This window comes from Cyclobacterium sp. SYSU L10401, from assembly GCF_010993705.1.
Classification (GTDB): domain Bacteria; phylum Bacteroidota; class Bacteroidia; order Cytophagales; family Cyclobacteriaceae; genus Cyclobacterium.
The window spans coordinates 381,185-393,826 of sequence record NZ_WOFO01000003.1 but is presented as its reverse complement, the minus strand read 5'-3'; the positions used below and the strand labels follow the sequence as shown (position 1 = coordinate 393,826).

Sequence of the window (12,642 nt, the reverse complement as noted above, 5' to 3'; positions counted from 1 at the left end):
TGGCTATACCGTCATTGCGAGCCTTGCGAAGCAATCTGAATCGAAGCGATTACGCCAGGAATGAAGAATGACAATGGAATACACCGGACGTAAACGTATCCGTTCAGACTGCCACGGGTGCATGGGATGTTTTCGATAGGTTTTGTTATTCAAAAACGCACCCTCGCAGTGACGGTACCGGTCGTCATTGCTATGGTCCCTGAGCGGAGCCGAAGGGAGCAATCTGAATCGAAGCGATTACGCCAGGAATGAAGAATGACAATGGAATACACCGGACGTAAACGTATCAGTTCAGACTGCCACGGGTGCATGGGATGTTTTCGATAGGTTTTGTTATTCAAAAACGCACCCTCGCAGTGACGGTACCGGTCGTCATTGCTATGGTCCCTGAGCGGAGCCGAAGGGAGCAATCTGAATCGAAGCGATTAGGACAGCAAAATGAAGAATGACAATGGAATACACCGGACGTATACATATCCGTTCAGACTGCCACGGGTGCATGGAATGTTTTCGATAGCCTTTATTATTCTAAAACGCACCCTACCGATAACGTGTTTTTACCACCCCCTGTCTCCCCCTCCTGAAAACAGGAGGGGGCTGGGGGGAGGTGATTTGATGTCACTCTTTATTTTTTTTAAAATATTGATTTATAAATAGTTATAAACAAATACCGTCATCCCTATTTCTGCGATTTTTAAAATATTAGGTCTACCGATGACGTATTAAATCCATTTTTTATTGAAGAAAACCACCGAAAAAAATAATACAAATCGAAGAGCTACATTTAAATACGCAAAGAGCGCTGGACCGACAAAAAACCGGGGTGCGCAGGAGGCTGGTGGGGGGAAGGATTTTTTTGTTCCCGATGAAAAAATCGGGACAAAAAGTACAGATAATTAAAGGAAAAATAGCTAATTTCAAGCCATAACCCTGATAATACGACCAAATATATATTCCAAAAAAACCTATCGTCATCCCGATTTCTGGGTTTAAAAAAAGTTAATTCTCGCAGTAAAGATGAACCCCTTAGTGAGGACGGGTTTACTAAATAGTAAAAAACAATGAGTTGTAAAAATTCAACGTCATCCGAATTTCTACATTTTTTAAAAAAGTTAATTCCCGGAATACCAGTTTTATTATTAAATTCGGTCGAACTCAGGTTAATAATATATGCACCAAATACTCATCCGGTAACCCATGGACAACGATCACTATTTTTCAATATACCACCTCATCTTCGTATGTTTCCTGGTTTTATTCACGGCTGCCTGTAGCCAAACCAATCCAGAAGGTGCCGGGGCTGACTGGGCGACCTATCTGGGTCACCCTACCAGCAACCAGTACTCCAGGCTGGATCAAATAAACAAAGACAATGTGGCCCAATTGGAACTGGCCTGGACGTATAAAACCGGTGAGGCTGCCAATTACCAAACGAATAACCTTATTGTCGACGGTTGGCTATACACGGCTACCCCGCACAGCCGGGTGGTGGCTTTGGATGGGGCGACAGGGAAGGAACATTGGACGTTTGATCCTTCTGAGATTCATGAATCCCTTGCGGATGGAGACCAACGGGGGCTGATGTATTGGCCTGATGGTGAAGCTGGTCGCCTACTCACCATGAAAGGAAACCGGCTTTTTGCATTGAATGCCAAAACGGGCGAACTTATTGATTCTTTTGGCGAAAATGGATCCATTCACCTGGGTGCCGAAATGGACCTCCCGGGCAAGCCAAATGTAACGCTCAATACTCCGGGGCAGATTTACAAGGACCTATTTATCATTGGAGCCAATGTAGGAGAAGATGTCCCCGGTGCGGTGCGTGCATTTGACATGCGTACCGGAAAGCGAAAGTGGATTTTTCACACCTTGCCCCGGCCTGGTGAATTTGGATCCGATACCTGGCCGGAAAACTATTTGGAAAAGACCGGAGGGGCATCTGACTGGTCCGGTCTGGCCATTGATATACCGCGCGGCATTGTCTATGTATCCACCGAGACGGCCGGTCCGGATTTTTATGGAGGCAACCGGTTTGGAGAAAATTTATTTGCCAACTCGCTCATTGCCCTAGATGCGAATACCGGAAAACGACTCTGGCACCAGCAACTGGTACATCACGATCTTTGGGATCTGGACATTCCTCAGCCACCGACTTTACTGACGGTAACGCACGAGGGGAAGAAGGTTGACATTGTTGCTGTAGGTACAAAAATGGGGCTTTTGTTTGTGTTTGACCGGCTTACCGGAGAACCCCTTTGGCCGATTCAAGAACGTCCACAAGCAGCCACTAAAATCGACGAAATCCAAACCTGGACCACACAACCTTTTCCAACCAAACCACCGCCATTGATGCGGCAGGAATATACTCCGGAGGACTTTTCGACTATTTCTCCCCGAGCGCAGCAAATGAGCAAAGAGGTATTCCGTCAATCGGGAAATTATGGGGCCTACCCTCCCCCCGGTACCGACCAGACGATCATGTTTCCCGGATACGATGGCGGGATGGAATGGGGTGGCGCTGCGGCTGATCCTGAGGGAATCCTGTATGTGAACGTAAATGAGATCCCCTGGTTTTACCAGCTGGTTCCAACAAAAAAAGCTGATGGCAGCCCCTTGCCTACCGGCGAAAAGCAATACCTGATCCATTGCGCCTCCTGTCATGGAACGGATCGTAAAGGCAATCCTTCCGGCGGCTTTCCTTCCCTTGAGGAGGCGCCCAGCCGATTAACCAGGGAAACGGTAATGCAGGTAATGAAAAAGGGAGGAGGACGCATGCCCGCCTTTGATCAGGTTTCGCAATCCCGCCTGGACGCCATCGTATCGTTCCTATTTAGTGAAGAAAAGGCGATAGGCTCAAAAGATAATCGGGATGATAACGCCCCACCCTATGTCTTCCGCGGTTTCCAACGCTGGAACGATGAGAAAGGATATCCCGCCATTAAGCCGCCCTGGGGCACACTAAATGCGGTGGACCTGAATACCGGGACCATCAAATGGAAAGTGCCGCTGGGAGAATACGAAGCGCTGACCAAACGGGGTGTTCCGATTACCGGCACAGAGAATTATGGGGGTCCGGTCGTAACAGCCGGTGGGCTCCTGTTTATTGCTGCCACTGCTGATGCCAAAATCCGGGCCTTTGACAAAGACAACGGACAAGTACTATGGGAATACCAGCTACCTGCTGAGGGACATGCTACGCCCAGTATATACGCTGTAAATGGCAAGCAATACCTGGCCATCTCAGTAGGAGGCTCGAAACTAAAACCCCACCCGGAGGGGGCTGTGTTTGTATTTAGTCTGCCCGATTGATGCAGTTTTGATAATATGTCATTCTCTCGGGCGCAAGCTACAATCCGATGAACTGGGATGGAGCGGTAAGAAATGATGCACCACGGCGAGTCAGTTTAGCGAAGAGCCGGGATGCAGGTTGGATACAGCCGGTCCGAATTCATCGGGAAGACCGTATCTCCGGTGTTGTATAAAGCGCTCCTCATCAGCCAAATCTGGGGGGAAACTACAAATTTGGCATAGGTTATTATATTTATTGCAACATGTAGTCATTAAATTCTCCTGTTTTGGGGTAATATTCAATCCATCTGTCATATCCGCTTATATTTCCTGTAGCAGGTATCATATAATATTCGACCGATCCAGTTGAATCTATTCTCAATAGGGAATCTACTCTCTCTTGCTCACGTTTCCATTGCAATTCGTAGACAAAGGTATTATAATGCTGAATGTCGAAAGTCCATGGAATCGAATCAATTTGATAGTTTTTTAAATAGAGACTGTCTATTGGAGTATTTTTAGACCTCAGAAAGTCTATTATCTTCTCGATTGCATTTTTAATCTTTGGATTTTCATTTGGAGCGTCTGAAAGAAGGGGCGTTTCAATGGAAACTGAAAATTTTTGTTCCTGGCTACTCTTCTCTCCACAGGCTGTAAAAATTATAATAAATCCTATTAATAATTTTTGTATCATTTTTCAAACATGTTGTAACGGTTCTAATAGCCGATTCTTTATTTGTATTCCAATCACCTTTGTAGCTATGAACGGCGGGGGGGACCCTATCTTTTTGTCGGACGCAACCTGCCATCCGGTGAACTGAGGCGGAGCGTTAAGAAATGATTTGGCGCAGCGAGTCAATTTAGCGAAAGGCCAGGATACAGGGTGGATACAGCCTGTCACGATCCGGAAAGATCCATCGCTCGGTGGGCCCGATTATCAGAATAAATTTTGAGGAGTGCTCCACAGGCGTATGGCCTGCGGACATCCATGATTATGAACTCGGCCTAACCGATGTCGTTGTTTTACGCTTTTTGAAGTATTCCAAAATCTCTTCTTTTGTCATTTTTGTTAAGTTCACACTTAACCTTTCCCGCTGTTCTCGCATAAACTTCACCGCATCAAATGTCTTTTCAGTCGTCTTCATATTTTTCAAATTCTCTTGGTGAACGAATTTCCAATTGTTTATACCCGTTTTTTATATTAATTGAGTTGTAACCATTTATTCTTTCAATGTTTACAATATGCTTGAAGTTCCAACTGACCAAAAAGTCTGCCCTGTTTATTGTAGCTAACGCAATGTGTAAGCAATCAGCATAACTTGCTCGACCAACCACCTTTTCATAAATGTAGTCATTGGCTAAGTCAACTGCCTCTTCGGAAATCTCAAGAAATTCCGTTAGGTCAGCTTTTAGATTTCTTACCAGTTCTCTTACATGTTCTGGCGCATTTTCAAGTTCATCTTGCGTAATGATTGAATAAAGAACAACAAATTCACCTTTTTTTATCCTATCAAACAGTGGAACAGTATGTTCTGTAAATTCTTCGTCAAAATGTCCCCCAAAAACCAAAGTGTCTATGTAAATTCTTTGCTTCACCTTTTTAATAGTATAAACTTCATAAAAATACGAATTATTTTCTTTTAAACAGTTCGTTCTTCAAGATGTGTTTTTTGCATGGTTCATAACGGTTCCAGGAATGAAAGGTAGGGCATTTTGAAGCGCTTTTCTGTCTTCCTGAAACTAAATTTGCAAAGTGCCAAAAGCTTGTGGAAACCACTTTCACCCCCTATTCGGTGCCAATCAAAATTAATCATTTCATATTTTGCGTCAAAACCACTTGCTAATCCTTGCACTGTTGCTTTTTTTGCTTGCAGGTAAATTGGGTTATATGACGGGCGTTTTCGTGCGGTTTTCAACGTGGTAAAGGTTAATTTATGGATTAAGGAAATTTAAGTTCAAAGGTTTGGCTAAAGCCATGGAGATCTGGATACCAAATTCCCTACAGCTATTAGGCAATTGATACAATAATCAAAAATTTTTACCATTGGGTATTATCGCATTACTAATAATCTGACTTCACAAACAGTGACTTTGGCCAAAACTCCTCCTCAATAGTGCCTTGAATGGTGAATATAGGAATCCGGCTTTAGCCCATTCCTATAGATGGCATCTCAACATTTCGGCTTTAGCCAAAAATACCTAAATAACGGATTGATAATCAATACCTCCCAAGCGAATCTGAAAATTGGTAAAGCTAATAATACTGAAATAGTATAAGCAATCAAGCCTTTTATCAAGTTCGAAATGAAATTATTGAAGGAACGATGCCTTGAATGCTCAATCTGGCACACCTGACTGTCGTCAGGCAAGTTGTTTTCAGTTCCTTATTTAACCTTTCGATTTTTGGTTTATTTCTCAGACGATGTTTTTCGACGGATTTGTCAAATTCAATGCATCATTCGTCAAAAGATAGAAAATTTCGGTAATTTTATTGGCAGTCAAAGCGATATAAGTATAGATAGTTTTTTTATTTTCAAACCTTAATTTTAATAAAGACCATGGCATTTTCTGTTTTTTGCAATTATTATTTATTAAAAGCCTAATTCAAATATGAAAATATCCAATCTATATATTCTCTTAACAATTGTACTTATTTTAACCTTTTCTTGTACGTCCAACTCAGGGAAAATTCCTTCTATTAAAGGAATAGACATAATGGGTGAAGAATTGATGCTTTCCGAAATAGCCGTATCAATCGAAGAAATTCCTTTGGAAACGCGTGATGATTTACTTGTCCAAAACGTTGGTGCTATTACTAAGTCCGATAGGCACATTTATATTCGGGATAGGGATCCAATGCTATTAAGTTAAGGTTTTTGGTTTGTTATTTTAGTTTCAAAATGGAATAAATTTGATTTTCAGCTATCGGTTTACGGCTCTTTATCAGGTTATGGGCATACTTTTCCCTGCACCTAAAACAGGTAGCAATTTTTCGGGCGATATGTTGTATTTTTTTCTCTTTCCTTCCGTTTTTTCCTATTTATAGTATTGGTTGGTCCTTGCCGGTTTTCCTAGACCCTTTCTCGAGAATTTCCTTCCCATTTTTTACCGCTACCAGCTTTCGGGCTATCTTGTTGACCAGGGTTTCCAATATTTTTTCCACACTTTCCCGGCTGAACAACTCCACAATCCTTTTCCTGAGTTGTAGAAAGGCATTTTTCCAGTTGTATTTGTACGTCAATTTCCGTTTCTTTTTCCTGGTCCTACTTTTCTTTTCAATCTGCTCAGTAGCAGCTATTCCGGCAAGTGCTACCAGGTTCATGGCCAGGATATGGGCATAAAATTCCTGATAGATTCCCTGCGGCTTTCTACATCCGAACTGCTCTCCTTTAATCTTAGGCTTCAAGTTTTTTATCCCTTCCTTAACACCCCATCTCATGCCATAAAGTTCCACAAGATCTTCAGTTTTAATTGATTCCATATCCAGTAGACTGTTCACCAGCAATTCGGTTTCACCTGAATCAAGAACTGCTTTGGTTACCCTTACCCGTATCGTTTCCGATGTTTTGGCTGTTTCCCTCTCCGATCTACTTGGTGCCCATTCGGTGATAAAATCCATCCTGCTATCGGCCATTACGGCTTTTGCAAAATTGGATATCCCGGTAGACGTCTGGATGCAGAAGGGTCTTCCTTCGCAGGTCATTTTGTGTGCAATATGGAAGTTTCCAAAATTCCTGTCCAGCATCAACAGGTCATCCGGCCTGGGTGGAATTTCCAACAGGCAGTCATCGAGTAAGCCGGATTCGCCTGTACTCATTCTTCCGAGTCTTGCCTGTAGCGTAAGGCCGGTAAGTACGTCATAGACAAGAAGTATCCTAGCCAGAGAGGTCTTTAAACTATTGGTTTGAACTCCAAAATACCCTCTGATCTGCTTGGATGCTGGCAGGTTTAGCATACTTCCATCGCCGCCAAAGACGCTGTACCCCTTCCATCTGGCAGTAGTGAACCTGTCATAATCTTCTGAACTAATAGCGAAGAGATCAGAAAAAAATTGCCATTCAATATTATTGCGCGCCTGTGAGAAAGCACTTCCGGCGACTTCTTGTTTCCCCAGCTTGGAAAGGACATCTTCGGTATCAGAATCGGCGTATTCCTTGAACAGCTGGAGCACCGAAAGTACTACAGTTTGGAAGTCGAGTGGGGAAGATCTGGAAAAATGGGCAGGATCTGAACAGTAAAAGGACTGATTTTCTGTCGATTGAATTTTTTCAAAGATTTTTTTTCGGACAATCCCAAGATATATCCGTCGAGTTTTGGTTGATATTTTGTACCTTCAAAGCTATATGTTTTAGACGACATAATTTACCTAAAGTAGGCCGGTTTTCATAAGGAAAACCGGCTTATTTTAGCTCCTGAGGACATTTTTTTCTTAACTTAATAGCATTGCAGGGCAATCAGACCCGACAGACAGCTTCGTTATTGTAGGCCGGCTTTCTCGATCAAAGATCATCTATGGTCGTCACGTTGATCTTTCCGACAAACCTGGAATTGTTTTCCATCTCTATAAACCGGTGCATTTCCTTTTCCACAAGTTCAGCAATTACTGACAAATTGGCCCCATTCCTATCTTTTAAAAGCGCCGTATTTAGTTATCTAATATCTCCAAAGTCAGATGTTCATCAGCAAGCCACTTCCTAATATCAAAAATAAGGCATTCATATAAGGACAGAATAGTAACGCAATCTATTCTTTTATAAAATGACCAAAGTCATGCTAAAGAATGACGTAAGTCTTCGTAGATCGGAACTTGATTGATTAAATTTGATGAATCAATTTTACGAGGCGAAAATAGGCATGAAGAAAATATTATATGCTACCGACTTTTCTGAGAATGCAGAAAAAGCCTTTATTCAGGCATTAAAAATTGCTCAGAAGCATAAAGCAAATTTAATCATGCTGCATGTGTTTGATATTCCAACTTCATGGAACTATCCTTATACGGAAGATGCGCTTGAAATGGAAAGACAGGCCATCTGTGAATCGGAAAATAAGCTGAAAGGAATATTTGATCAGTATGCAAAGGATATAAATATAAAATACATTGCAGCCGAAAGTACTTCTATTGTAAAAGCTATTATTTCTGTTATCAGAGAAAATGATCCAGGATTAGTGGTCATTGGCACTAAAGGAGGAAGCAAGGTCAAAGAAGTCATTGTTGGCAGCACAACAAAGGAATTGATCAACAAATCACCTGTTCCAGTTTTAGCTGTTCCTGAAAATGCTGTTGATAGCGATTTAAAAAAGATACTGTATGCAACAGACCTTCACGAAGCCGATATACCGGCGCTCAAAAAGTTGACTGCACTTGTCCGACCATTTGATTCTGAAATTACAGTAACACACGTAAGTACACCCAATGAATATAAGGGCGCTGAGAAGATGGAATGGTTTAAGGATTTGGTGAAAGACAGGATTAATTATGATGGCATCACGATTCAATTACTGTTGGTAGACAATATCTATGAGGAGCTTAATGCGTACATCAATCAACAGGGGTTCAATCTATTGGTGATGCTTGAAAAGGAGCGTAAAGGAATTGTTGACAGGTTGTTTCACAGTGATCTTGTAAAGAAAATGGAGTTCCACACTTCTATACCCTTACTGAGTTTCAACGAGCATTATTTGCGTGTACTGGAAAAGAAATAAAGACCGAATCACCAAGAAAATTATAAAGAAGTGGTAGCAAGAAAGATATATTGGACAATATTAGTACTCTCTATTATCGTAGGGGTTTACTTTTACGGTATAGCACCAGATAAGTACAATTCTGATTTTCTAGTCCTTTTTGCATTAGTGCCTTTTCTAATGTTTGCCGGAGCTGTCCATGGGTTAATTACCCACTTGCTAAAGCCATCTGTAAAAGGCAAAGGCGAATCGCTCTTTTATCCTTTGATTATGGGGATAGTATTTGTCCTGCTGTTTTTTATACATGTTTTTGTGATATTGCCCCTTGTGTGTCCTGATTGATCAGTACCGTTCTGCTCTCCATCCATATATTCATCCTGTCTTTCAAGTGGGTCGATGTGATGGGACTGAATAACCCTGCCCCTTCACTCACACCTATCCCGTTGCAGGAAATTTCTCGTTAGGACGGGCAGGTCCGTCTCCCGATTTTATCGGAATTCCCGAATTCCGTAAATGAGCCCGGATAGCGTTTCCCTCTCAACTGCGGGACAGGCTACGCTCGCCTAAATGACACCATCCATACGGACTGTAAACAGGGTTCCTCAGTATTCAAATGGATCGCTATTAATAAACCTGAGGCATTACGGATCACTTTCCTGTCCGCCCATGACAAAGGAAGCCACGAAAAACGAACATTGCGGAAACCACTAACTAACCCATATTTCTTTAGGTGCTTTTACCGGGTATTTTTATTTTCGTTTTCAATTTCTTTATTAAGTTCACCGGTTTTTGCTGCCGTCCTTTTTTAACTTGATATTCAATTATCTGTTCTGCTACTTTCTTAATGGTCCGTCTTGATATTATTGAGCTATCATTTTGCCGATACACGACTTCGGAACCTTCACAAATAATCAGCTCATAACCTGGAACATTAAGTCTCCCAAATCGAAGCTCTTTTAGTTTAACTTTACTTTTTTTCAAGTCAATTGACATTTTAATCTGTCGGTCTTTTCGATCAATATTTTCAATAAATAACTTGTCGGTACTCGTTTCCAATGAGATCAATAAAGTCCTGTATTTAAATCTTTTTTCATCGAGGTAATCCCAAATAATCCACAAAATGATAAATGGCACCAGAAGATACAATGATATTACTCCGTCCTTTCGGTACAATAAAATGGTTGGAGTTCCCAGTAACGGTAATTACCATAATATTTGAATTAAGAATCGAAGTCGATAGGACTTTAACCGACTATTTCTATTATCAAACAATATTTGAGTTTGGCTATCGGTGTTATCCATCTATTAATGCTCGCTAACGTTCAAATGACCTGCACACTGCACTTTATTCCCCCTGAAACTGTAAGCTAATTTAGCCATGATTTTACATTTGGCTAGGCTTTATTGTCTATAAACTGAAATTTCCGGTCCAAAATGCCGCCCCCTCTATTCCATAGAATTCAGGATGTATTGGCCTGTATTGATTCCCTTATTCCTGGAATCGCTGGCTGGCCAGGGCTTCGGTTACCATTAGTGCCCGATCGAAAAATCGTAAATAATTTATTTTTCCTTTTATATCTGGCCCTATCCTTAAGGTAGGTGAACCTGCGGCAGACTGGAAAAAGGGGCTGAATCTGCCCCAGCCAAATTGCCGGTCCTCTCCCCCATCATTTAAGCGCTTGTCTACGACAAATGCGATGATCTTTGGCCCTCCATCCACAATGATACTTACCTGATGGCGCTTACCGGCCTTCAATAATCCGGGATCAGCGTTCCAAACCGCACCTGTCTGGCCATCATTCATTTGAAATTCCAACGTTTCATTTTCCGAAATGCTTATCCACCAGCCTTTGCCGGAAGCATCTCTGGTATCTGCCAGCACCTGGCCTTCCCTGAGTTCATGAAGCACAAAGCCCATTTCAATGGTAAAACCATTCGCAGTGTTTTTACCCCTGTAATCGGCTGTGTTGGTATCTCTGATCCGAAAAGAAGGCATAGCTGCTGCAGGCAGCTCCGCAGGTAGCGCTGAACCTTCTCCCCGCCAATTTATTTTTAGCCCATCATTCACCGGGGAGACGGCGTCGAATTGATTCCAAAGGGTGTTGAGAAAGCTGCTGTCAATCTGATGGAGGCGGGCAATGTCCTTCTGGGTTTCGGTCATATAATAGTTGCCATCGGCCTCTATCAGGTCAGGATAACTTATTCTAATCAAGGGGTCATCATCGTAAAGCAGGATTTCGGGTTGACTCCATTGTATGATTTTCCCATCATCCCCATCTACTTCCTTTCCTCCTGCTATCCACACGGGATTTCTGTCATTGTAGCCAATGGATCCCGGATTGGGATGTTCGCTGATAAATCTACCCCCATGATTGTGAAACCAATACAGAAACTTTCCGTTTTGGCATTTCCAGGCAAAATTGGCTGCCCGGGGATGTTTCATCAACCGACCATCTGCATACCTCATGTACTGCGGAGGATCCCAGGTTTTGCCCTGATCCCGGCTGTAACTGTATACCGGGTGCCCGTCCAGCGAACGGTAAACCACAAAGAAGGAACCGTCACTTAGTACGGAATAGCTGTGTTCAGCAGCAATCGGCCCTCCGTTTTCAGGGGTTCTCAGGCCAATATCCCCCTCGGGCAGGGTTTGCCAAACAGCCCTATTGGGATCTGATTCTGTAAATAAATTATCACTCTTTAACAATACCCCCTCATTGGAGGTGAAAAACCCGTTCCCAAAGCCGCCTACTTTGGTCAGCGGAACAAAGGCGCTCCCGTTATGTGAAAAGGCTTTACCAACGTTCCAGAAAAAGCGGATATCCCCCTGATAGGGATTGTTTCGGTCGATTTCGAATTCACGTACCGGAATGGTATACCGGCCTTCCGACCAGGATTGGCCGTGATCGTCGGAATACTTAAAGACGAAATAGCCCTGACTGTCCACCCTTTTAACCACACCATCTTTGTAAGGAGGATCCTCTCCTTTCACTTCCCTGAGATTGTCGGTATTGTGGTTGTAGAATACAAATACCCGACCCGAAGGTGCTTTCAAAAGCACGGCATAGGAAGCCTCAGGGCCATCTGCGGGCTCTATTTCTGCCCTATCTTCCCAGGTAATGCCCTGGTCAACACTTCGCTGGCTGATGATATGCTGTCCACTGGCACCTTCATGCCCGGCTCCGGTAGTCATCACGCATAACCAGGCTCCGTCATCCGTTTTTACGATGTAGGGCTGGTCACTATAGCTTTTGTCAGGAATGACCAGGCCATTTTCAATATTTCTCCAATCGGTTGCCTGGGCTAAAGCAGAACCTGCATTGCCTGCAAATGTCCCAAATAACAGGGCAACGAAAAGGCTATGGATGGGGCTTAATTTTATGCTCATTGGGTCAAAACAAACTAAGTACGAGGCATCAATAAATGGCTTACTAGTTAAGATAAAAAATGGGTAAAGCCGAAATTTATGCGCTAAAAAATAAATAAAAACATACGGACTGAGGAAAAATCCCCCTTGCCCCCTTTAAAAAAGGGAGATTTCGTTTACTGTCGGATTTCTCGGTACATTCGGTTTACCAGTAACGGTATTCACGAGTAGTTTTTTCAGCCCGTTTAAATGGCACCTATTTAGCTTCAATCATGCATTTCAGCAAATCCCCCTTTTAAGGGGGT

Annotated in this window: 10 protein-coding genes; 4 read left to right on the top strand and 6 right to left on the bottom strand. The window is 42.7% G+C overall.

From position 1 onward, the window contains the following. Positions 1-738 precede the first annotated feature (738 nt). Positions 739-900, top strand: coding sequence for a hypothetical protein (locus tag GL182_RS09525; protein WP_163379428.1), 162 nt, complete (start codon positions 739-741; stop codon positions 898-900). Between the two features lie 297 nt (positions 901-1,197). After that, positions 1,198-3,309, top strand: a complete 2,112-nt coding sequence (locus tag GL182_RS09520; RefSeq protein WP_163379427.1) for a PQQ-binding-like beta-propeller repeat protein — start codon at positions 1,198-1,200, stop codon at positions 3,307-3,309. 232 nt (positions 3,310-3,541) lie between these two features. Here the strand turns inward: GL182_RS09520 and GL182_RS09515 are convergent, their stop codons facing one another. The 3 genes from GL182_RS09515 to GL182_RS09505 form a co-directional block, all read right to left on the bottom strand. Then, entirely contained in the window at positions 3,542-3,982 is a 441-nt protein-coding gene (locus tag GL182_RS09515; RefSeq protein ID WP_163379426.1) for a hypothetical protein, read from the bottom strand. 437 nt (positions 3,983-4,419) lie between these two features. Next, the gene (locus GL182_RS09510) at positions 4,420-4,884 is read right to left on the bottom strand and encodes a PIN domain-containing protein (protein WP_163379425.1); all 465 of its coding nucleotides are present in this window, start codon (positions 4,882-4,884) and stop codon (positions 4,420-4,422) included. Between the two features lie 83 nt (positions 4,885-4,967). Next, positions 4,968-5,204, bottom strand: coding sequence for a hypothetical protein (locus GL182_RS09505; protein ID WP_163379424.1), 237 nt, complete (start codon positions 5,202-5,204; stop codon positions 4,968-4,970). A 694-nt stretch (positions 5,205-5,898) separates the two neighbouring features. Here GL182_RS09505 and GL182_RS09500 point away from each other — a divergent pair. Beyond that, positions 5,899-6,159 (top strand): 6-bladed beta-propeller, encoded by a 261-nt coding sequence (locus GL182_RS09500; RefSeq protein ID WP_163379423.1) that lies wholly within the window; start codon positions 5,899-5,901, stop codon positions 6,157-6,159. A gap of 169 nt (positions 6,160-6,328) precedes the next feature. On the opposite strand, the gene GL182_RS09495 is transcribed toward GL182_RS09500, so the two are convergent. Beyond that, the gene (locus tag GL182_RS09495; protein WP_262889335.1) at positions 6,329-7,552 is read right to left on the bottom strand and encodes an IS4 family transposase; all 1,224 of its coding nucleotides are present in this window, start codon (positions 7,550-7,552) and stop codon (positions 6,329-6,331) included. A gap of 590 nt (positions 7,553-8,142) precedes the next feature. Here GL182_RS09495 and GL182_RS09490 point away from each other — a divergent pair. Further along, positions 8,143-8,994: a universal stress protein gene (locus GL182_RS09490; RefSeq protein ID WP_163379421.1), complete on the top strand. Its 852-nt coding sequence runs from the start codon at positions 8,143-8,145 to the stop codon at positions 8,992-8,994. 705 nt (positions 8,995-9,699) lie between these two features. Here GL182_RS09490 and GL182_RS09485 read toward each other — a convergent pair. Together GL182_RS09485 and GL182_RS09480 are read right to left on the bottom strand one after the other, a co-directional pair. Further along, a complete protein-coding gene (locus GL182_RS09485; protein ID WP_163379420.1) occupies positions 9,700-9,954 on the bottom strand; it encodes a hypothetical protein in 255 nt (84 codons plus the stop codon). 508 nt (positions 9,955-10,462) lie between these two features. Beyond that, positions 10,463-12,358: an exo-alpha-sialidase gene (locus tag GL182_RS09480; RefSeq protein WP_163379419.1), complete on the bottom strand. Its 1,896-nt coding sequence runs from the start codon at positions 12,356-12,358 to the stop codon at positions 10,463-10,465. Positions 12,359-12,642 lie beyond the last annotated feature (284 nt).